Below are 20,401 nucleotides of genomic sequence, written 5' to 3'. Positions count from 1 at the left end.
CCCTCCCGCACCCCACGCGAAAGGCATGCAGATGACCCCACCTCTGCGCCGCACCCTGCTCACCGCCCTCACCCTCACCGCACTGACCGCTGCCACCCCCTGCCTGTCGGCCCAGGCCGCGGGCACCGACCCCTGGATCCGCGCCTGGGGTGACAACGCCCTGGGACAACTGGGCAACGGCAGTGTCCTCGCTCAACAGACCCCTGCCGCGGTACTCGGCGTCACCCGCGACGACGTACGCGAACTCGCCGCCGGGGGCGGCGACAAAAACCCCTTCGTCATCGCCCTCCTCAGGGACGGCACCGTCAAGAGCTGGGGCGCGAACCTCACCGGCCAGCTCGGCAACGGCACCATCGTCAACCAGTCGTTCCCCGCGACGGTCACCAAACTGTCCGGCGTCAGCGAGATCGCGGCGGGCGCCAACCACGCCCTCGCCGTGAAGGGCGGCCGCGTCCTGGCCTGGGGCGACAACGCCAAGAAGCAACTCGGAACGGGCCTGGACGCCACCACCCCGTACCGGACGCCGGTCGACGTCCAGAGCCTGGACAAGGTCAGGGACGTCGGCGCGGGCTGCGACTTCAGCGTGGCCCTGCGCCAGGACGGCACCGTCTGGACCTGGGGCTCGGGGGCCAACGGCCGCCTCGGCACGGGCAATGCGACCGACCGGGCAACGCCACAGCAGGTCCCTGACCTGGCCGACGTCGAATCCATCTCGGTCGGCTGCGACCACGTCCTCGCCCTCACCGCCGACGGCACCGTGAAGGCGTGGGGCAAGAACGCCGAGGGCCAGCTCGGCAACGACAGCACGGCCGACAGCAACAAGCCGGTCGACGTCGCCTACCTCAACGCCGTGGCGAAGGTCTTCGCCACCTCGGCCTCCGGATTCGCCATCCTCGACGATGGCAGCGTGACCGGCTGGGGCAAGAACGCCGAGGGCCAGCTCGGCGACGGGACGAAGGCCAACCGCACCACCCCGGTCCCCCTCGACCACCTCAAGGGCGTCCAGGACGTCAATGGCGGAGTGGACTTCACCCTCGCCGCTCTCGACGACGGCTCGGTGATCGGCTGGGGCGCCAATGCCCTCGGCCAGCTCGGCGACGGCACCACGACCGCTCCCGCGTCGACGACGACCGCCCTGCCGCCGGGCAGCCAGATCACCCGCGTGGCGGCGACCCTCACCGGCAAGTCCGGCTTCGCGTACTGACCCGCACCGTCTCCGGACATCAGGCCCGTGCGTGACGCCGGACAGGGCAGTCACGCACGGGCCCCGAACCTCGTCCTCACAGTGCAGAGCGAGTGGGTGTGTGACGAGCGTTACCGTCCATGATCGGCCGGGGTCACATCGGCGTAATGGGCGTTTCGTACCGTCAGGGGCACGCGTCGATCAATAGAAGAGGTCATCCGGTGCCCCCACAGGACTCGTCGACGGCCGTCTCCCAGGTGCGGACGGTCTGCTCGTACTGCGGTGTGGGCTGCGGCATGCTCCTCGACATCGCCTCCGGTCCCGATGGCCGCCGCAAGGTCCTCAAGGCGTCAGGTGACAAGGCCCATCCCGCCAATTTCGGCCGGCTGTGCACCAAGGGTGCGACGACGGCCGACATGCTCGCCGCCCCGGGACGGCTGACCACCGCACTGGTGCGTCCCGAGCGCGGGGCCGAGCCGGTACCCGCCAGTGTCGACGAGGCGATCTCCAGCACGGCCCGGCGGCTGCGGGCGATCATCGACGAGTACGGGTCCGACGCCGTCGCGTTCTACGTCTCCGGGCAGATGAGCCTGGAAGCCCAGTACCTGGCCAACAAGCTGGCCAAAGGTTTCGTCCGCACCAACCAGATCGAGTCCAACTCACGACTGTGCATGGCCAGCGCGGGCAGCGGCTACAAGCTGTCCCTCGGCGCCGACGGCCCGCCCGGTTCGTACCAGGACTTCGAGAAGGCAGACCTCTTCTTCGTCATCGGCTCGAACATGGCCGACTGCCACCCCATTCTGTTCCTGCGGCTGATGGAGCGGGTGAAGGTGGGCGGTGCCAGGCTGATCGTCGTCGATCCGCGGCGCAGCGCGACCGCCGACAAGGCCGACCTCTTCCTGCAGATCAAGCCGGGCACGGACCTGGCGCTGCTCAACGGCCTGCTGCACCTGCTGGTGGAGAACGGCCACACGGACGCCGGCTTCATCGCGGAGCGCACCGAGGGCTGGGAGGCGATGCCGGAGTTCCTCGCGGACTACCCGCCCGCGACGGTTGCCGAGATCACCGGCATCCCGGAAGCGGACATCCGGCGGGCGGCGCAGTGGATCGGTGCAGCGGGGGAGTGGACGAGCTGCTGGACCATGGGGCTCAACCAGTCCACCCACGGCACCTGGAACACCAACGCCCTGATCAATCTGCACCTGGCCACCGGCGCGATCTGCCGCCCGGGCAGCGGCCCGTTCTCCCTCACCGGCCAGCCCAACGCCATGGGAGGCCGAGAGATGGGCTACATGGGGCCCGGCCTGCCCGGGCAGCGATCAGTGCTCGTGGATGAGGACCGTGCCTTCGTCGAGGAGCTGTGGGGACTGGAACCCGGCACCGTACGCGAGGACGGATCCGGCAAGGGCACCGTCGAGATGTTCCAGCGCATGGCGGACGGCGAGATCAAAGCGTGCTGGATCATCTGCACCAACCCGGTCGCCTCGGTCGCCAACCGCAGGACCGTCATCGAGGGTCTGGAGACGGCCGAGTTCGTCATCACCCAGGATGTGTTCGCCGACACCGAGACCAACGCCTACGCCGATGTCGTGCTCCCCGGCGCCCTGTGGACCGAGACCGAGGGCGTACTGATCAACAGCGAACGCAACCTCACCCTCTCCCGGCCCGCCGTGGACCCGCCGGGGGAGGCGCTCGCGGACTGGCGGATCCTCGCGCGCATCGCCTGCGCGATGGGCTACGCCGATGCCTTCTCGTACGACAGCGCCGAGGAGATCTTCGAGGAGATCAAGCGTGCGGCGAACCCCAAGACCGGCTACGACCTGCGCGGTGTGACGTACGGACGGCTGCGCGAGACGCCCGTGCAGTGGCCCGCCGCGACGGCCGACGGACCGGACCGCAACCCCATCCGCTACCTGGCCGAGGACGGGGGCCCGGTGTTCCCCACCGCCAGCGGACGCGCCGTCTTCTTTGCCCGCCCGCACATCCCCGCCGCCGAAATGCCTGACGACGACTATCCGTTCGCCCTCAACACCGGACGGCTCCAGCACCAGTGGCACACCCTCACCAAGACCGGGAAAGTCTCCAAGCTCAACAAGCTCAACCCGGCCCCCTTCGTCGAGGTCCACCCGGAGGACGCGGAGCGGCTGGGGATAGCGGACGGCGACTCGGTGGAAGTCGCCTCCCGGCGCGGCCGTGCCGTACTCCCCTCCGTCGTCACCGACCGGGTGCGCCCGGGTTGCTGCTTCGCGCCGTTCCACTGGAACGACCTGTTCGGCGAGTACCTGAGCATCAACGCGGTGACCAGCGACGCCGTCGACCCCATCTCCTTCCAGCCCGAGTTCAAGGTGTGCGCGGTGACGCTGGCGAAGGTCGCCACGCCGGTAACCGTGACTCCGGCGCCCGTGGCCGCCCTCGCCGAGGAGCCGGCCGTGATCGTGCCGGCCGCCGTCCAGCCCGGCGCGGCAGCCGTCTTCGGGCTGGAGAGCACACCCCCGCCGGTGCTCGCCGAGCACGAACGCCAGTACCTGGTCGGATTCCTCGCCGGACTGGAATCGGGCGCGCCCGGCGTTCCCGTGCTGCCGCCCGGTGCGCCGTTCAGCGAAGAGCACGCGCGCTGGGTGAACGGTGTACTCGCCGGCCTGTACTCCCGAGCCCCGCAGTCCGCAGCGGAAGCGACGGCGGGGGGCACTGCCCCGGGCCGTGAGGTCCTCGTGCTGTGGGCCTCGCAGACCGGCAACGCCGAGGAATTCGCCGCGGCAGCTGCCGAGCGGCTCTCCGCAGCGGGACACCGCGCCGCGCTCCTCGGCATGGACGACACGGACCTGAAGTCCCTGCCCCCTGCCGCCGATCTGCTCCTGGTCACCAGCACGTTCGGTGATGGTGAGGCCCCTGACAACGGCGCCGGGTTCTGGGACGCCCTCGCGGCTGCCGACACTCCGCGCCTGGACGGCCGACGGTATGCCGTGCTTGCCTTCGGTGACTCCTCGTACGACGACTTCTGCGGCCACGGACGCCGCCTGGACCAGCGCCTGGACGAGCTGGGGGCCGTACGTCTGGCACCGCGCACGGACTGCGAACCGGACTACGAGCCCTCCGCCCACGCCTGGCTGGACCAGATCCTCAGCCATCTCACCGAACAGCCGGCGACGGACGGCACCCCTGCACCTGCCCCTGTCCTTGCCCCCGCTGTCGCCCCCGTCCGCACCTCAAAGCCGGCCTTGGCCACCGCACTGCTGACAGGGAACCGCCTGCTCAGCCTTCCGGGGGCGGGCAAGGAGGTCCGCCGGTTCACCTTCGACACCCGGGACAGCGAGACGCCGCTCGTCTACGAGGCCGGCGACGCACTCGGCGTGCACCCCGTCAACTGCCCCGACCTCGTCACCGAATGGCTGGCGGTCACCGGAGTGGATCCCGCCGAAACCGTCGAGGTCGCCGGCCTCGGAGGGGTGGCGCTGGCCGACGCCCTGCACCGGCACCTGGACATCGCCAAACTCACCCCCGCACTGCTGGGCTTCATCAACGAACGCACCGGCGACCGCGAACTGAAGAAGCTCCTGCGCCCCGACAACAAGGGCGAGCTCGCCCGGTGGTCCTGGGGCCGCCAGGCCATCGACGTCATCGCCGAGCACCCGGTCCGCGCCACGGCCCAGGAGTGGGCGACCGTACTCAAGCGCCTTCAGCCCCGCCTCTACTCCATATCCTCCAGCCCGCTCACCGACCCCCGTCAGGTGTCGCTGACGGTCTCCGTCGTCCGGTACGAGAACGTCCACGGCCGCCCCCGCAAGGGCGTGTGCTCGACGTTCCTCGCCGATGCCGTGCCCGACGCCGCGGTCCCGGTCTTCGTCCAGCGCTCCCCGCACTTCCGGCCTCCGGCGGACCCCGGGACGCCGATGGTGATGGTCGGCCCGGGGACGGGGGTGGCACCCTTCATCGGCTTCCTCGAGGAACGCCGGGCCCGCGGCCACCGCGGCCCCAACTGGCTCTTCTTCGGCGAACAGCACCGCGCCACGGACTTCTACTACGAGGACGAACTCACGGCCTTCCTCGCCGACGGCACCCTCACCCGCCTCGACACCGCCTTCTCGCGCGACCAGCGGGCCAAGATCTACGTCCAGGACCGGATGCGCGAATGCGGCCCCCAGCTCTGGTCCTGGCTGCAGGACGGCGCACACTTCTACGTCTGCGGCGATGCCACGCGGATGGCCAAGGACGTCGACCGGGCACTGCGCGAGATCGCGGTCACCCACGGCGGCCTCGACGAGGAGGCGGCGGTCCTGTACGTCAAGCAGCTCGCCGCCGACAAGCGGTACGTCCGCGACGTCTACTGATCCGCCGAGGCGTCCAGCGTGCCGAACCACACATGGGTGACGGCGCTGACATAGCGGGCCCCGCACCGGTCCGTGGGGACCACCAGCTGCGCACCCGCCTCGTCGAGGTCCTCCCCGTCGAGGCGGGTGGCGAGAAGGACCGGACTGTTGCCGAAGTCGGCGTCCAGCTCGGCCCAGGACAGGACGGAGCGGTGGCCGTCCCCGCCGCTGATCGCGAGGAGGAAGCGGCTTCGGTCCTTTCTCCGCCGGGCGTCGAAGGCCGGGCCCGCGTCCGCGACCACCTCGCGGAGCAGCGCGCCCTCGAACACGTGGTGTTGCGGACCGTTCGTCGCGCAGTCGAAGGTGACCGCGGCCCGGTGCTGTGCCCAGTCCCGAAGGTCGGCGACGCTCAGGGTCGCGGGGTGGTCCAAGGCTCCGTGCAGCATGAGTTTCGCCATGCGTAGGTGATGCCCGGGGCCGCGCCTCGCGGAACGTCATCTGCACGTTTGATGGCTTGATACAACTCGCAGCTGTGGCGCATTCATGCGTTCCCACCTTGCAGATTCTGATTCCGATTCTGATGGATCTTCTGCCAGACGATGTCGCGGGTCACGGGCATTTCCGTGAAGCGGATCCCCGTGGCGTCCCGCAGGGCGTTGGCGAAGGCCGGGGCCACCGGGTTGAAGGGGCTTTCGGACATGGACTTGGCGCCGAGCGGGCCGATCGCGTCCGAGGTCTCCATGAAGTGGACCTCCGTACGCGGGATGTCCGCGTACTGCGGGAGGCGGTAGCGGCGGAACGCGGCCGTGGTGACCTCCCCGCGCTCGTCCACCCGTACGGTCTCGAAGAGGGTGGCGCCGAGTGCCTGGGCCACGCCGCCCTCGACCTGGCCGCGGCATTGCATCGGGTTCATGACCTTGCCGGCATCGGCCGCGTGGACGCTGCGCAGGATCTTCATCTCGCCGGTGTCCGGGTCGACGGCGAGGCGGAACCACTGTGCGTTGAAGGCGACCGAGCGCGGGGAGCCGGTCCAGTGGCCGTCCGCCGCGATCTCTTCGAGTTTGCCCTTGTCGTACGCGGCCTCGTACAGCTCCTTGAGGGTGACGGTCCGGCCCGCGCAGTCGAAGGCCTCGGCCCCCAGCTTGCACAGGTGGCGGGCGACGCCGGTGTGGCGGGCCGCGAAGGTCTGGAGGCGCTCGGCGAGGGAGTTGGCCGCCAGCATCACGGCCTTGCCCGCCACCACCGTGCCGGCCGAGCCGAACGCGCCGGTGTCGTGGCGGACGACGTCCGTGTCCGACTGGCGGACCGCGATCCGGTCGACCGTGGTGTTCAGTGCGCCGGCGGTGATCTGCTTGTGGACGGTGGTGGTGCCGTTGCCGAACTCCGCGGTGCCGACCGCGATGTCGTACGTGCCGTCGCGCAGCAGGCTGACCCGCGCGTCGGCGAAGTGGCCGCCCGGGGGGCCGGTCGCGATCATCGCGACCGCCGTGCCCGTCCCGGTGAGCCAGCCTTCTGGGACGTCCTCGTGGCTGCGGTCCTCGGCGATGGCCTTGCGGACGACGTCCATGCACTGCTTCATCCCGTACGAGGCGATGAAGAGGTCCTCCTCGTGGCCGATCGGGGTCACCATGTGGTCGCCGGCGCCGATGACGTTCTTCTCGCGCAGGACGAGCGGGTCCATACCGAGCCGGATGGCGAGCTCGTCCATCACCGATTCGAGGGCGAAGAGGACCTGGCCCAGGCCGTAGCCGCGGAAGGCGCCCGCCGGTATCCCGTTGGTGTAGACGGAGTACGCCTCGACTTCCTTGTTCGGTGCTTTGTAGACGGCGAAGGACTCGCCGACGCTGTGGAACATCACCGCCGGGCCGTGGTTGCCGTAGGCGCCGGTGTTGGAGAGGACGCGGATGCGCAGCGCGGTGAGGGTGCCGTCGGCCTTGGCGCCGATCTTGATGGTGATCTTGAAGGGGTGGCGGGTGGTGGCACCGTAGAACTGCTCGGCTCGCGTGAATTCGAGTTTCACCGGGCGCCGCAGCTTCAGGGCGGCGAGGACCACGATGTCCTCGGTGAGCATCTCCTGCTTGCCGCCGAACCCGCCGCCCACCCGGCCCGCGACGACGCGGACCTCGTCCTCACCCAGGTCGTAGAGGGCGCACAGCGCCCGCCGGGTCAGGAACGGCGCCTGGGTGGAGGAGCGGACGGTGATGCGCTCGCCGTCGCCCTCCTCCTTGGGCTCGAAGTACGCGACGCTGCCGTGGGTCTCCAGGCTGGCGTGCTGCACGCGCTGGGTCAGATAAGTCTCCTCGTAGACGACATCCGCCTCCGCGTACCCCTTCTCCATGTCGCCGATCGTGTTGTGGACCTCGCCGCACACGTTGTTCTCGGCGCGGAAGATCCCCGATTCGGGGCCCTTGGGATGGAGGACGGGGGCGCCCGGGAGCATGGCCTCCTCCGGGTCGATCACGTACGGGAGCTCCTCGTACGTGACGACCACGCGGCGGCAGCCCTCCTCGGCGGCCTGCTCGCTGTCGGCGACCACGGCGGCCACGCGCTGGCCGACGAAGCGGACCACGTCGTCCAGGACGCGGGTGTCCATTGGGTCCTCGGTGGGGTGCTCGTGCCGGGCACTGGAGTACAGCCGGTCGGGGGCGTCGTGGTGGGTGAAGACCGCGTGGACTCCCGGGACCTGGAGGGCGTCGGTGGTGTCGATGGCGACGATGCGGGCGTGCGGGTGCGGGGAGCGCAGCAGCTTCATGTGCAGCAGCCCGGGCACCTCCACGTCGAAGGTGTAGCGCGCGGTGCCCGTGACCACCTGCGGGCCGGCCGGGGCGCCCAGGGACCTGCCGACGGCCTGCCCCGCCTCGGGACGTTCGGTGTGCTTCACCCCGCGCACGGCGTCCTCGATGGCGCGGTAGCCCGTACAGCGGCAGATATTGCCCTTGAACGCGCGTGGGAGGTCGTCGAGCTTGCCGTCGTCGTGGGCCGTGCCCTGCTCGGCCTGGAGCGCGGCGGTGGTCATCAGGAATCCGGCCGTGCAGAAGCCGCACTGGAAGCCCTGGGCGTCGAGGAACTGCTGCTGGGCGGGATGGAGTTCGCCACCGGGGGAGCAGAGCCCCTCGACGGTGGTGACGGAGCGGCCCTCGGCGCGGACGGCCGGGTAGAGGCAGCTGTGCACCGGCTGACCGTCGACGTGGACGGTGCAGGCCCCGCAGTCGCCCTGGTCGCAGCCCTTCTTCACGCCGAACCAGCCGCGTTCGCGCAGATAGGTGCGCAGGCACTGGCCGGCCCGCGGTTCGTCCTCGAACCGCTGCTTGTTGATCTCGATCTCGTAGCTCATCGGGAAACGTCCTCCGGCGTGAGTTCGGCGCGGATCTCCTCCGCCTGGCGCAGCGCCATATGCCGCCGCCAGGCGGGCAGTCCGTGGATGTCGTCGAACCACTCCTCGGGCCGGACAGTCCCGTCGATCGCCTCGCGCAGCTCGGCGGCCGTGGGCGGCAGCGCGAACCAGAAGCGGAAGGGCCGGGTGGTGGCGGCGGTGACCGAGACCGTGAGGGAGCCGTCCGCAGGGTCGGAGGCACCGATCACCAGGGCGCCGGAGCGCCCGAGCCCGTACAGCGAGGCCTGCCGGAAGGCCGTACGGCATTCCAGCGCGCGGGCCGGCAGGCGGACGGACCGGAGCAGCTCCCCCTCGCGCAGGTCCTTGACCCCGGCTCCGCGGATGAAGTCCGCGACGGGCAGCCGGCGGGTGGCGCCGTCCTGGCCCTGGAGGAGGACCGTGCCGTCGAGGGCAGCGGCGAGGGAGATCATCGGACCGGCGGGCAGGCCGTTGCACAGGTTCCCGCCCACGGTCGCCATGTTCCAGATCTTGAAGCTGGCCAGGAACGCCCGGCAGCACTGCTCGAAGAGCGGCGCGGCCGTGGCGGGGAGGGTCCGGCCGAAGCGCGACAGCTCGGCGATCGTGCAGGTCGCGGCAATGTCCAGGGAGCCGTCGGGCTGCCGGGACAGGGGCGGCCAGCCCATACGGGAGAGGTCGACGAGGCGGCGGATGTGCGGCTGCGGCTCGGAGAAGAGGTACGTGCCGCCGCCGAGCCAGGCGTCGCCCGGCCGCCAGGGCTCACGACGGCGCGCATCGCGCACGTCCAGCACCGTGTTGAGATCCATTTCGCGCCACCAGCCTCTCCGGCCCGACGGCGGGGAACCGCGGGTTTCCGCCAGTGAACCAACGCAGCGAGGCCGAAACGACTGGTCCCGACCACGGAATCAGGCAGCCTGCCGGTGGCCGCCCCTGGACGATCAACCAAGAGGGCATCTGCTCATTGTGCTCGCATTTACGATGGACTTCCTCGTATTCACCTAGCGAATGTGGGATGCAGTCCACCGCAAGGAGTCCCTGTCATGCACGTCCTCGACCTGCTCCAATCCGACAGTCTCGGACTCACCCTGCTCTGGGGAGAGGAGCCACTTCTCGGCCAGGCCATCAGCGGGGTCACCGCCACCGACCTGGAGGACCCGGGCCGCTTCCTGGGGCCCGGGGAGCTCGTCCTCAGCGGGCTGGTGTGGTGGTCGCAGGGCGATACGGCGAAGGCGGATCGCTTCGTGGCCGCCCTCGCCGGGGCCGGGGCGACCGCGCTGCTGGCCGGAGAGGAGACGCACGGGCGGGTTCCCGAGGAGCTCGTCGCCGCCTGCCGCGCCCACCGGATGCCCATCGCGGCCGTGCCCGCGACCACCAGCTTCCGGGCCGTGACGGAGGCGGTGTACCTGCGTCAGTGGGGCGACCTCAGCCGACGGCCGACCCGGAACCGGATCTTCGCGCTGCCCGAGAACGTGCGCGGCGAACTGAGCCGCCTCGTGGAGGACGGGGCCGAACCGGCCGAGCTCCTCGACCGGGCCTGCGCCCATCTGGGCCGGGTGTCCTGCTACCTGCTCACCGCGAGCGGGCGCACGGTGGCGCGTACCCCGTCCGCTCCCGCGATCTCCGCCCGGCAGGCGGTCTCCGCGCCCGCGGGGGCCGGCGTCTGGCTGCGGATCGAGGCCGAGAGCTCCCCGTACGACGCCTGGCAGCTGCACGTCCCCGACCCGGACGCGGCGCCCCCGCGGGTGCTCCACGAGATAGCCGAGATCCTCGCCCAGTACCGCGACGGGCAGAGCCGCCGGGCCGCCGCCGGCCGGGTCGCGGACCCGGAGCTGTTCGCACTGCTGGGGGAGGGCCCGGCCGACCCCGGGGCCCTGGAGGAGGCCCTCGGCGCCGCCGGACTGCCGACGGGCGGCCCGTACCGCGTTCTCACCGCGACCTCGGGCGACGCCCTGGCCGAGGCGCTGGCGCACCTCGAGGGGGTCCCGTATGCGGTGGGCGGGACGGTGGCGGTGCTGTACGAGGACCCGGACGCGGAAGCGGACGCGGATGCGGACCCGGTGGCGCGGCTCCGCCCGGTGTGGCCGCTGATCCAGGCGTGCGGGGGCCCGGAGGCGGACCTGCGCCTGGGCATCGGCGCGCAGGCCGCCGGGACCGAGGAGCTGCGCGCATCGCTGAGCCAGGCCCGGTTCGCCCTCACGGCGGCGGACGAGGCGGTTCCGGTGCGCGGGGTCGAGCAGTTGGACACCCTCGCGGGACTGCTGGCGGGGGTACCGCCCGAGGTACGGACGGCTTTCTCGGCGCGGATCCTGGGGGCGCTCGGGGACGGGATACTGCGGGAAACCGTGGAGGTGTTCCTGGCCAACAACTGCTCGTGGGCGCGCACGGCGGAGGCCCTGCATGTGCACGTGAACACCGTCCACTACCGGATCGACAGGGTGCAGACCCTCACGGGCCGGGACCTCACCCGCCTCGACCACAAGGTCGACCTGTACGCGGCGCTGCGCTGCGGCTGACGAGCCGCCGATGTCCCGCTAGAGCAGGTCGATGTGAACGTCGGTGGACTTCACCCGGGCCGTGACGGTGACCCCTACTGCGATGCCGAGCTCCTCGACCGAGTCCCGGGTCACCACGGAGACGACGCGGTGCGGGCCGGACTGGATCTCAACCTGGGCTGCCACGTCGTCGAGCCGTACAGAAGTGACGATCCCGGCGAAGGAGTTCCGGACGGACGTGGCGGCAGCGCCGGACGGCAGGGGATGCAGCCCGGCGGCGCGCTCCTGAGCGAGCACGGCGAGGACCGCGCCGTCGACGATTCGGGACCCGTCCGGCGCGCGGTGTGAGGGCAGTCGGCCCGACTCGACCCAGCGGCGGACTGTCTCGGGGCTCACGCGCAGCAGGCCGGCGGCCTGCCCGATGGAATAGGACGGCACGCCCGCAGCCTAACGGGCATGACGGAGCCCCTGCTTGCCGAACACCGCGATCGGCGAGCAGGGGCTTCCTTCACCACGCCCGCTGTGACAGCGAGAGCCGCAAGCGGTCAAGGGGCGGGTGTCCGCAGCCAGTGAACCAACTACCGACCGGGTAGGGCGGGTGCAACTGGCCCGGTTCGGGCGGCTCCTTGAGGGCAGCCCTGACGCACTGCCCGGGTATACGACGACCACCGTCCGGATCACCGACCCGGACGTGATCGCCGCGAGCGGCACCGACCTGCACCCCCTGGTCCTTCCGTCGGCACAGGAAACGGACGCCGTGGAGGGCACCCTCTTCCGGATCACCGAGTCCGAACTCGCCGCGGCCGATGACTACGAGGTCGACGACTACATCAGGAGCGAGGTGCTCCTGCGGTCCGGGGTGACGGCATGGGCGTTCCTCGACGCTCGCGCCGTGGACGGGCCCCGACTTGCCGACGGACCTGCTTAGGTCGATCAGATAGCGCCCGGCCACCCTCCGGGTGCGCGGCACCCCGTACGTCGAGGCCGCCGTCGCCTGTGGGGCGCGATGGTGGTGGGTCGCCGGCCGCGGACGGCCCTGCCGCCCGGCTTCGGGATGTCGCCGTAGCCGGTCAGACGGAACCGGCCACCGTCCCCCGGGCCTCGGCGCGCGCCAGGAAGTGGCCGGGGGCGTCCTCGTACTCGTCCAGGTGCCAGCCCGTGGATTCCACGGCGCGGCGGAGATTGTTCTCGGCGAGGAGGTCATCGGGATCGAGGGGGCGGTTGTGACGGGCGGCGCGTTCGGCTCGGCCGGAGGGGTGGAAGAGGAGGAGCGTGCCGTCGGGTGCGGTCACGCGGGCCCATTCCCGGAGGGCGGCGTACGGGTCCGGCAGGTGGTCGAGGAGGCCTGCGGAGAAGATGCCGTGCACGGACGCGTCGGGCAGTGGGAGGCGGGTGCAGTCGGCGGCGAGGAGGTGGCCGAGGCGGGTGCGGCCGTGCCGGGCGGCAGCCGTGAGCATGGCCGGCGTGACGTCGATGCCGAGGACCCGGCCCGAGGGGCCGACCTGAGCCCGGAGAGCGGGCATGGCCCGCCCGGTGCCGCAGCCGAGGTCCACCGCAAGCCCTCCGTCCATCAGCCGCATGCGGGCGACGGCTGCCTCGTAGGCCGGGGTCTGGTACGCGAACCGCTCCTCCCAGGCTTCGGCCCGACGGGTGAAGAAGGCGCGTGTGGCGGTGTGCTCGGCGCGGGCGGCGACGAGTACGGCGAACCGGCCCAGCAGCGCTTCGCCCCATGAGTCCAGGGAGGGCCCGGCACGGCGCCCGCCCACCGCGGCGGCGTCCTGCGCGGCGAACCGCACGCCCCACCCGCTGGTGCCGACCCGGAACGCCTGCTCCGGATACCCGTTGCAGGTGGCCAGCACCACTGCGTCGGCGGGCAGCTCCAGCGGTTCGGTGGCCGGCCGCAGCCCGGGGGAGGGCAGGCCGGACCCGGCGAAGACGGGGTCGGTGTCGGCGGCCGGGGTGAGCTGCACGGTCCGGCCGTCGCCGGGGGTGCGGGGAGGACCACCGCGCCCGGGTGCTGAGCCCCCGGCTTCCGTCAGGAGCCGCGTGCCGTCGCCGAGGGCCAGCACCGGCACTTCGGCGGCGAGGGCGTCTCGTACGAGCGCCCGGGCGGCGGCGTAGACGGCTGTGGAGCCGTCGCGAGACGTGGTGTGGCCGCCATGGCCGCCATGGCGGCCACCCAGGATGATCACGCCGTCCACTCCGTCGAGGTCGGCGGACGGATCCCCGCCGTCATCCGTGAGCATGACCGTTCGCGTCGCCAGACCCGCCGAGGCGAGCACCCTGCACACGGTGGGTGGACTCTCCGCAGAATCGCGTTGGACGACGACGACCGCCATACCTCACTCCTCATATTCGAGCCATCCTGTCTCTTTCAGGTGGCATCCCAGGTAAGGATGCGCCTCTGCGGGGTGCATATGCCAGACCGTCTCCGTCCGTGGGACGCGAGCAGGGGGGTCATTACGGCCCGGTGCCCAGATGGCGCCGCCGGCTTACGAGGAGCGACGCCGGGATGTCGATTCCGACCACGGCATCGCTCCGCGTCTGGAGGTTCCGCAGAACCTTCAGGTAGCCATGGGCAGATGCCATTTGTTCGATATCTTTCTCCATGTATTTGCCAGCCGGCTGCGGCGATCAAGCTGCGATCGGGTCCGCCCAGCCCGAGAAGATGGAGTCTCGTCGTGAACCGTCGTGCATCGTTGCCCGCTGTTGCCGCGGTCGCGGTCCTGGTGCTCGCCGGCTGCGGCGACAACACCCCGGAGGCGGCAGCTGGTTCGCCGGCTCAGGCGACACCCGCTCCCGCACCCGCCCCCGCCCTGAAGCCCGGCGAGGTTCGTGTCGCCGGCCAGGTCGACAAGCCGTACACCGTGACCCTCGCCTCGCTGCGCGGCCTGCCGCAGAAGTCCGTGGAGGTGGAGTACACCAGCGCCAAGGGGCAGCAGAAGCACACCTACCAGGGTGTCCTGCTGCACGACGTCCTCAAGGACGCCCAGCCCCGCTTCGACGCGGCGAAGAAGAACGGCCAGCTGCGCGGGGTGGTCGCGGCCACCGGCGGCGGCGACTACCGGGCGCTCTTCGCCTGGGCGGAGCTGGACCCCGGCTTCGCCAAGTCGCAGATCCTGCTGGCTGTTTCGGAAGACGGCAAGCCCTTCGACGACGCGGCGGGTCCGCGGCTGGTGGTACCGCAGGACGTCAAGGGCGGTCGCTACGTCTCCGAGCTGAACCAGCTCTGGGTGGGCACGGTCGACGCCGCGGTCGACGGCACCGGCGGATCCTGACGGTGCCGGCAGCCGACGAGGGCGTCGCCGACGCCGACGCCGACGCGTCAGCGGGGCAGACCGGCCGCCCGGCCACGGCCGGCCGCCGGCGGGTCTCCCGGCGGACCCTGCTCGCCGGCGGCGGCCTCGCGGCCCTTGCAGGCGGCGGGACCGTCACCGCTGCAGCCCTCCGCAGTGACGGCAGGGCAACTGCCTCCGCCGTCATCCCCTTCCACGGACCCCATCAGGCAGGGATCCTGACGCCCCGCCAACAGCACGTCAGACTGGCCGCGTTCGACCTCGGCAACCGTACCGACCGAGGACGCGCCGCCGCGCTGCTCCTGCGCTGGACCTCCGCCGCGGAGCACCTCACCCGGGGCGAGGCCGTACCTGCCGAGCTGGAGCCGCCCGGCTCCCGGGCCGCCGAGACCGGGGCGCTGGACGGCAGCGCCCCGGCCCGGCTCACCGTCACCTTCGGACTCGGCCCGACCTTCTTCGACCGCACCGGCCTGACGGCCGCCCGTCCTGCGACCCTCGCGCCCCTGCCTTCCTTCCCCGAGGACCAGCTGGACCCCGCCCGCAGCGACGGGGACCTCCTCGTACAGATCGGCGCCGACGACGCCTTCGTCACGGCGCACGTCCTGCGCACCCTCCAGCGCCTGGCCCATGGCGAGGCCAAACTCCGTTGGGCCATGACCGGTTTCACCGCCGCCGACGGACGCCGCAACCTGATGGGACAGATCGACGGTACGAACAACCCGGAGCCCGCCCGCGCTCTGCTGAACGGGCCGGACGTCCCGCCGTGGCTCGAAGGCGGCTCGTACGTGGTGATCCGGCGCATCCGCATGCTCCTCGACCACTGGGACACCCTGCCGCCCACCCACCGCGAACAGGTCCTTGGCCGCCGCGCCGCCGACGGTGCCCCGCTGACCGGCGGCACCGAACGCACCCCCGTCGACCTCGCGGCGGCCCGCCCCGACGGGGTCCCGGTGATCGCCGCCAACGCGCACATCCGGCTTGCCGCCCCGGCCTCCAACCACGGCGCCACCATGGTCCGGCGCAGCTGGTCGTTCCACGACGGACTGCGCGCGGACGGCACCCCGGACGCCGGGCTGCTCTTCATGGCCTGGCAGTCCGACCCGCGCACCGGTTTCATCCCCGTCCAACAACGCCTCTCCCGCGGCGACGCCCTCGCCCGCTACCTGGTCCACGAGACGTCGGCGCTATTCGCCGTACCCGGCGGCACCCGTCCGGGCGGCTACGTCGCCCAGGCACTCCTCGAAGGCTGACGCCCGGGCTCGAACACTGCTGTGCTTACGGGGTCGCGCGCACGATGACGAGCGAACCTTCGTAGGCGGGTTGGCGGCGCAGGTGACCGAACTCCTTGTCCCAGGCCCCGGATCCCAGGTCGCTGCGCAGGGATGTGTCGAAGTGCTCGCGGACCTGGTCGTCGACGAAGCTCCAGGCCGAGCACGCCTGGCGAGCGGCCGGGTCGAGCAGCATCTCGGGACGGCCGTAGTAGGCCTCGTTGAACCCGTCGGTGCAGTGGAGCGGGATCGGTACGGTCTGCACGGCTCCGGTGCCGCCGAGGGCTGACGCCAGCTCCTCCACGGTCGGGTAGCGGCGGGCCTCGGTGTCCAGCACCTCGGGCGCGTACCGGTAGAGCCAGAAATCGCGTACGAGGGCGGGGTCGCAGGTGAGGGCGACCACGGGACCGCGGGTGACGCGCCGCATCTCCCGCAGGCCCGCCCGTACATCGGACCACTGGTGCACGCTGAACAGCGCCATCGCCGCGTCGAACTCCCCGTCCGCGAACGGCAGGTCCTCGGCGACGGCGTCGATCGCCCGGGCGAGCTGCGCCGGCCGCTGGGCGCGCATCGACTCGGACGGCTCGACGGCGGTCACCGTGCGCGCCGCGCTCTCGTACGACCCGGCGCCCGCCCCGACGTTGAGCACGGACTGCGCGTCGCCCAAGGCCTGGGCGACGAACCGGGCGATGCGCTCGTCCGGCCGGCGGTAGGAGGAGTAGCCGCCGCCGATCGCGCCGTAGTCGACGTCACCGGCGCTGCCGTCCTGGGTACGTGTCGTCATGGGTTACCTCGCCTTGTGAGCAGGGAACAGGGGGATGGAGCCCGCACGCCCCGGTTGTCCAGGGCCTGGTCGAGTTCAGCCGCGTCAGCCAGGTACTGGCTCTGGCGGGCCAGCAGTGCCTCGGCGCGGGCGGTGGCCGACCGGGCGAGGAAGTCGTCGGCGTTGTCCTGCGCGGAACCGGGCGTCACGGGTCCGCGCAGGCGGACCTGCCGGCCGTGCTCGGGCCAGTAGAAGGTCAGCGCGGCCCGCGGATGCACGGCCAGCTGGTGCCCCTTGGGGCTGAAGCCGTGCCCGGCGAACTGCCAGCCGGAGCCGTCCACGCCCTTGAGGATCAGCACGCGCGCGTCGGGGTCGCCTGCCTCGTCGACGGTGGACAGGGTCATCGCGTGCGGATCGCGCAGCCCGTCCGCCACGGCGTCGGACAGCCAGGACAGGAACAGGCGGACCGGATCGTCCGGGGCCTGCTCGGGCGCGAACTCGGGAAGCGGCCCTGCGAAGACCTCGATGCCCCGAAGCCAAATGCGGACCTTGCTGTCCTGCTCTCCGTCGCTCACCTGCCGCCTCCTCCGCGAGGACACCGTCAGGTCTCATCCTGCATCTGCGGCAGATATTCGACAATCTCCTGGCAAATGCTTGGTCGATGCCCCAAGTGGCGCGGCGTCTGAGCAGGAGATATTGGAGGTAGCGACAACGCGTGTGGGCTCAGGCCCGACGTCCGACTTCCGCCAGGGCGTCCTTGACCTCCCGTGCCACGCGGGCCGCGTCCTCGGCGTTGTTGACCACATCCGTGTGGTTCATGTCGATGACGAGGACCTCGCTGGCCGAGTAGTGCTTGTGCACCCAGTCGTCGTAGCCGGACCACAGAGTCCGGTAGTACTCGACGAGGCTCTCGTCCTGTTCGAAACCGCGGCCCCGCAGTCCGATACGGTGCAGCACCGTCTCGAAGTCCGCCTTGAGATAGACCATGAGATCGGGTGCCTTGCGGTACGGCAGGCCGTCGATTTCGCGCATCATCTCGTTGAGCAGCCCCTCGTACACCTGCATCTCGAGGGAGCTGATCCGGCCCAGATCGTGATTGACCTTGGCGAAGTACCAGTCCTCGTAGATGGACCGGTCGAGGACGTTGTCGCCTTGCCTGTACGCCTCCTTGATCGAGGCGAACCGCGTCTGCAGGAAGTAGAGCTGGAGCAGGAAGGGGTAGCGCTTCGCCTGGATCTCTTCGGGGCTCGACGTGTAGAAGAGCGGCAGGATCGGGTTGTCTTCCACGCTCTCGTAGAAGACCTCGCTGCCCAGCTCCTTGGCGAGCAGTTCGGCCACCGTCGTCTTGCCGATTCCGATCATGCCTCCGACGCAGATCACTGGCATACCTCACTTCTCCCTGGGGGTCTTCTGTTCGTGGGCGGGTGAGCTGGGCGCCCCACACCACTGGGACGCACGCCGGTGGTCACGCGATTCCCCAGGCCGCTCTCCTCGACCGGCGGGTTGGCCCGTTCCGCAGCCCCCGCGGTCGCCTTGAATCTTAAATGACGATGCACCCCGTGCCGGACGGCCTGCCGGAGCCGGGCCCGCTGGGCGCAGTCCTGGCCAGTTGCTGCCCCGCATGCAGACCCGGTCCCGCCTCTACGAGGTACTCGGCTGCGAGGACTAACAACACCTTCGGTGGGCCGTACGCTGTCTTCGCCGGGAGGGTGTCGGACACGACAGGGGGCTCGCGTTGGATCGACTGGCCGGAGGCCGTGGTGCGCCCGCGGTGCTGCCCTCGTCGCTGCGCGCGTGGCTCGGGATGGTCGCGGCCCTCGCCGCGCTGGTGGTCGTCGTGCTCGGGGTCCTGTACGCCGGCGACAGCCGGCCCGGCAGGGTGGATGAGCGGGTCGGGGCGGTGGTGGATGGTGTGCGGCCGGCGCCGTGGCGGCACGTTGCCCTGGCCACCGACTTCTTGGGGGAGCCCGCCGGAGCGGCGGCGCTGGTCGCGGTCACGGTGGCGGGCTGCCTGCTGCTTCGGCATCCTCGCGCAGCGGTGCTCCTCGTTGTCGGCGCCGGCCTGACCGTCGGGACGACGACGCTGCTCAAGCCCCTGGCGGGACGCACCATCAACGGCGGGTACCTGTCCTACCCGAGCGGGCACACCGCCTTCCTCACCGTGTTCGCCCTCGTGGTGGCGCTGCTCGCGACCGGCCGCCTCGGCCTCGGCAGGACCGCCGGCACGATGCTCGTGCTCGCCGCGGCGCTGGTTGCCGGCGCCGCCATGGGCTGGGCGCAGGTCGCCTTGGGCGCGCACTACCCGACCGACGCCCTCGGCGGCTGGTGCACCGCGCTGGCGGTGACACCGGCCACCGCGTGGCTGGTCGATCGGGTGGCCGACGCCATGTGCCATCAGCCTCGCTGACGTTGCGTCACACCAAGCGGCGGAATACGGGCTTCACCGGCCGCCCGCCCAGCCAGGGGGTGGGGTCAGCGGCGTCCAGTGCCTTCCGGTACACCGCACACGCCTGGGCCACCACGTCGACGGTGTGGTCGATGTCGGTGTCGTCGAGCGCGCTGCTCACCACGAACGACGGGGCCAGCACTCCGCCCGCGAGGAGCCGGCGCAGAAACAGGGTGCGGTACTGCTGCGACGGCTGCCCGTTCGCGTCGAGGGTGGCGAAGACCAGGTTGCTGGCCCGGCCCCGGACGACGATGTGGTCGCCGACGCCCATGCCGGCCGCGGCCTCGCGGACGCCGGCGGCCAAGCGCTCGCCGAGGGCGTGCAGCCGCGCGGTGATGCCCTCCTCGGCATAGGTGGTCTGCACGGCCATCGCCGCGGCCAGCGAGTGCGTTTCCGCACCATGCGTGGTGGAGAGCAGGAAGACCCGGTCGCCCGGGTGGCGCAGCCCGCCCCGTTCCATCAGGTCGCGGCGCCCGGCCAGCGCGGAGACGGCGAACCCGTTGCCGAGCGCCTTGCCGAACGTGGAGAGGTCGGGGACGACCCCGTACAGGCCCTGGGCGCCCGCTTCGGACCAGCGGAAGCCGGTGATCATCTCATCGAAGATCAGTACGCAGCCGTGCCGGTCGGCCAGTTCGCGCAGGCCCTCGAGGTACCCGGGCGGCGGCTCGGTGTGGCCGGCGGGTTCGAGGATCAGGCAGGCGATCTCGTCCCGGTACTGGGTGAGCAGCTCCTCCGTGGCGGCCAGGTCCCCGTAGGGGAAGGACACGGTGAGGTCGGTGGTCGCGGCCGGGATGCCGGCGGACATCGGCGTGGTGCCGATGAACCAGTCGTCGACGGAGAAGAACGGCTGGTCGCCGCAGATGGCCACCCGCGGGCGCCCGGTGACGGCGCGGGCGAGGCGCACCGCGGCGGTGGTGACGTCAGAGCCGTTCTTCGCGAACTTCACCATCTCGGCGGTCGGCACCGTGGCCAGGAAGCGTTCCGCGGCCTCGACCTCCACGATGGACGGCCGGACGAAGTTGCTGCCGCGGTCGAGTTCCCGGCGTACGGCCTCGATCACACGGGGATGGGCGTGGCCGAGGCTGACCGAGCGCAGGCCGGAGCCGTACTCGATGTAGCGGTTGCCGTCGACGTCCCACACGTGGGCGCCGCGGCCGTGGCTGATGACCGGGGCCAGGTTCTCGGGGTACTGGTCCTCGCCTTTGGCGTAGGTGTGCGCACCGCCGGGGATCATGGCGTGCAGCCGCTCGTTCGCCGTCCGCGACCGGGGAAGCTCGAACTCTTCGGTGTCCAC

16 protein-coding genes are annotated in these 20,401 nt (G+C 71.3%); 7 read left to right on the top strand and 9 right to left on the bottom strand.

Annotated elements, in window-relative coordinates; translation table 11 throughout:
* Positions 1 to 31 precede the first annotated feature (31 nt).
* Both ABT123_RS16580 and ABT123_RS16575 read left to right on the top strand, forming a co-directional pair.
* Positions 32 to 1,204 carry an RCC1 domain-containing protein gene (locus ABT123_RS16580; protein ID WP_351314265.1) on the top strand — a complete coding sequence of 391 codons (1,173 nt, stop codon included), beginning with the start codon at positions 32 to 34 and terminating at the stop codon, positions 1,202 to 1,204.
* A gap of 275 nt (positions 1,205 to 1,479) precedes the next feature.
* The gene (locus ABT123_RS16575) at positions 1,480 to 5,511 is read left to right on the top strand and encodes a bifunctional nitrate reductase/sulfite reductase flavoprotein subunit alpha (RefSeq protein ID WP_502970975.1); all 4,032 of its coding nucleotides are present in this window, start codon (positions 1,480 to 1,482) and stop codon (positions 5,509 to 5,511) included.
* Here the strand turns inward: ABT123_RS16575 and ABT123_RS16570 are convergent.
* From ABT123_RS16570 to ABT123_RS16560, 3 genes are all read right to left on the bottom strand, one after another.
* Positions 5,505 to 5,948, bottom strand: coding sequence for a molybdopterin-dependent oxidoreductase (locus tag ABT123_RS16570; protein ID WP_351314262.1), 444 nt, complete (start codon positions 5,946 to 5,948; stop codon positions 5,505 to 5,507). The genes ABT123_RS16575 and ABT123_RS16570 overlap by 7 nt on opposite strands.
* Positions 5,949 to 6,031: 83 nt before the next feature.
* The gene (locus ABT123_RS16565; protein ID WP_351314259.1) at positions 6,032 to 8,824 is read right to left on the bottom strand and encodes a molybdopterin-dependent oxidoreductase; all 2,793 of its coding nucleotides are present in this window, start codon (positions 8,822 to 8,824) and stop codon (positions 6,032 to 6,034) included.
* A complete protein-coding gene (locus ABT123_RS16560) occupies positions 8,821 to 9,648 on the bottom strand; it encodes an FAD binding domain-containing protein (RefSeq protein ID WP_351314256.1) in 828 nt (275 codons plus the stop codon). The genes ABT123_RS16565 and ABT123_RS16560 overlap by 4 nt, the downstream gene beginning before the upstream one ends.
* A gap of 234 nt (positions 9,649 to 9,882) precedes the next feature.
* On the opposite strand from ABT123_RS16560, the gene ABT123_RS16555 reads away from it, so the two are divergent.
* Positions 9,883 to 11,355 carry a helix-turn-helix domain-containing protein gene (locus ABT123_RS16555; protein WP_351314253.1) on the top strand — a complete coding sequence of 491 codons (1,473 nt, stop codon included), beginning with the start codon at positions 9,883 to 9,885 and terminating at the stop codon, positions 11,353 to 11,355.
* An 18-nt stretch (positions 11,356 to 11,373) separates the two neighbouring features.
* On the opposite strand, the gene ABT123_RS16550 is transcribed toward ABT123_RS16555, so the two are convergent.
* Complete coding sequence (locus tag ABT123_RS16550; protein WP_351314251.1) at positions 11,374 to 11,772, bottom strand: TOBE domain-containing protein; 399 nt, start codon at positions 11,770 to 11,772, stop codon at positions 11,374 to 11,376.
* 160 nt (positions 11,773 to 11,932) lie between these two features.
* Here ABT123_RS16550 and ABT123_RS16545 point away from each other — a divergent pair, with 160 nt between their 5' ends.
* Positions 11,933 to 12,262 (top strand): gamma-glutamylcyclotransferase, encoded by a 330-nt coding sequence (locus ABT123_RS16545; RefSeq protein WP_351314248.1) that lies wholly within the window; start codon positions 11,933 to 11,935, stop codon positions 12,260 to 12,262.
* A 142-nt stretch (positions 12,263 to 12,404) separates the two neighbouring features.
* On the opposite strand, the gene ABT123_RS16540 is transcribed toward ABT123_RS16545, so the two are convergent.
* Positions 12,405 to 13,580, bottom strand: a complete 1,176-nt coding sequence (locus ABT123_RS16540; protein ID WP_351314246.1) for a methyltransferase domain-containing protein — start codon at positions 13,578 to 13,580, stop codon at positions 12,405 to 12,407.
* 435 nt (positions 13,581 to 14,015) lie between these two features.
* Between ABT123_RS16540 and ABT123_RS16535 the strand changes: the two genes are divergently transcribed.
* Positions 14,016 to 14,612 carry a molybdopterin-dependent oxidoreductase gene (locus ABT123_RS16535; RefSeq protein ID WP_351314244.1) on the top strand — a complete coding sequence of 199 codons (597 nt, stop codon included), beginning with the start codon at positions 14,016 to 14,018 and terminating at the stop codon, positions 14,610 to 14,612.
* A gap of 2 nt (positions 14,613 to 14,614) precedes the next feature.
* The gene (locus tag ABT123_RS16530; RefSeq protein WP_351314242.1) at positions 14,615 to 15,880 is read left to right on the top strand and encodes a Dyp-type peroxidase; all 1,266 of its coding nucleotides are present in this window, start codon (positions 14,615 to 14,617) and stop codon (positions 15,878 to 15,880) included.
* 25 nt (positions 15,881 to 15,905) lie between these two features.
* Here the strand turns inward: ABT123_RS16530 and ABT123_RS16525 are convergent, their stop codons facing one another.
* The 3 genes from ABT123_RS16525 to ABT123_RS16515 all read right to left on the bottom strand — a co-directional run bounded on the left by ABT123_RS16525 (position 15,906) and on the right by ABT123_RS16515 (position 18,047).
* A complete protein-coding gene (locus ABT123_RS16525) occupies positions 15,906 to 16,682 on the bottom strand; it encodes a class I SAM-dependent methyltransferase (RefSeq protein ID WP_351314239.1) in 777 nt (258 codons plus the stop codon).
* Positions 16,679 to 17,236, bottom strand: a complete 558-nt coding sequence (locus ABT123_RS16520) for a pyridoxine/pyridoxamine 5'-phosphate oxidase (protein ID WP_351314236.1) — start codon at positions 17,234 to 17,236, stop codon at positions 16,679 to 16,681. Before ABT123_RS16520 ends, ABT123_RS16525 begins: the two co-directional genes overlap by 4 nt.
* Before the next feature lie 148 nt (positions 17,237 to 17,384).
* Positions 17,385 to 18,047: a deoxynucleoside kinase gene (locus tag ABT123_RS16515; RefSeq protein WP_351314233.1), complete on the bottom strand. Its 663-nt coding sequence runs from the start codon at positions 18,045 to 18,047 to the stop codon at positions 17,385 to 17,387.
* Positions 18,048 to 18,465: 418 nt separating this feature from the next.
* Between ABT123_RS16515 and ABT123_RS16510 the strand changes: the two genes are divergently transcribed.
* Positions 18,466 to 19,068, top strand: coding sequence for a phosphatase PAP2 family protein (locus ABT123_RS16510; protein WP_351314373.1), 603 nt, complete (start codon positions 18,466 to 18,468; stop codon positions 19,066 to 19,068).
* Between the two features lie 7 nt (positions 19,069 to 19,075).
* On the opposite strand, the gene ABT123_RS16505 is transcribed toward ABT123_RS16510, so the two are convergent.
* On the bottom strand, positions 19,076 to 20,401 hold the full coding sequence (locus tag ABT123_RS16505; protein ID WP_351314231.1) for a glutamate-1-semialdehyde 2,1-aminomutase: 1,326 nt from the start codon (positions 20,399 to 20,401) through the stop codon (positions 19,076 to 19,078).

The organism is Streptomyces sp. NPDC002054 (assembly GCF_040296685.1).
Lineage (GTDB): Bacteria > Actinomycetota > Actinomycetes > Streptomycetales > Streptomycetaceae > Streptomyces.
Note: the sequence above shows the minus strand (reverse complement) of the source record. Positions and strands in the feature narration are given on the sequence as shown.

What these genes read in the sequence shown, in the direction of transcription:
- ABT123_RS16540 (WP_351314246.1), bottom strand. Translation starts at nt 13,580, where the DNA reads ATGCTCACGGATGACGGCGGGGATCCGTCCGCCGACCTCGACGGAGTG.
- ABT123_RS16525 (WP_351314239.1), bottom strand. Translation starts at nt 16,682, where the DNA reads ATGACGACACGTACCCAGGACGGCAGCGCCGGTGACGTCGACTACGGC.
- ABT123_RS16515 (WP_351314233.1), bottom strand. Translation starts at nt 18,047, where the DNA reads ATGCCAGTGATCTGCGTCGGAGGCATGATCGGAATCGGCAAGACGACG.
- ABT123_RS16570 (WP_351314262.1), bottom strand. Translation starts at nt 5,948, where the DNA reads ATGGCGAAACTCATGCTGCACGGAGCCTTGGACCACCCCGCGACCCTG.
- ABT123_RS16580 (WP_351314265.1), top strand. Translation starts at nt 32, where the DNA reads ATGACCCCACCTCTGCGCCGCACCCTGCTCACCGCCCTCACCCTCACC.
- ABT123_RS16555 (WP_351314253.1), top strand. Translation starts at nt 9,883, where the DNA reads ATGCACGTCCTCGACCTGCTCCAATCCGACAGTCTCGGACTCACCCTG.
- ABT123_RS16510 (WP_351314373.1), top strand. Translation starts at nt 18,466, where the DNA reads ATGGTCGCGGCCCTCGCCGCGCTGGTGGTCGTCGTGCTCGGGGTCCTG.
- ABT123_RS16575 (WP_502970975.1), top strand. Translation starts at nt 1,480, where the DNA reads ATGCTCCTCGACATCGCCTCCGGTCCCGATGGCCGCCGCAAGGTCCTC.
- ABT123_RS16565 (WP_351314259.1), bottom strand. Translation starts at nt 8,824, where the DNA reads ATGAGCTACGAGATCGAGATCAACAAGCAGCGGTTCGAGGACGAACCG.
- ABT123_RS16560 (WP_351314256.1), bottom strand. Translation starts at nt 9,648, where the DNA reads ATGGATCTCAACACGGTGCTGGACGTGCGCGATGCGCGCCGTCGTGAG.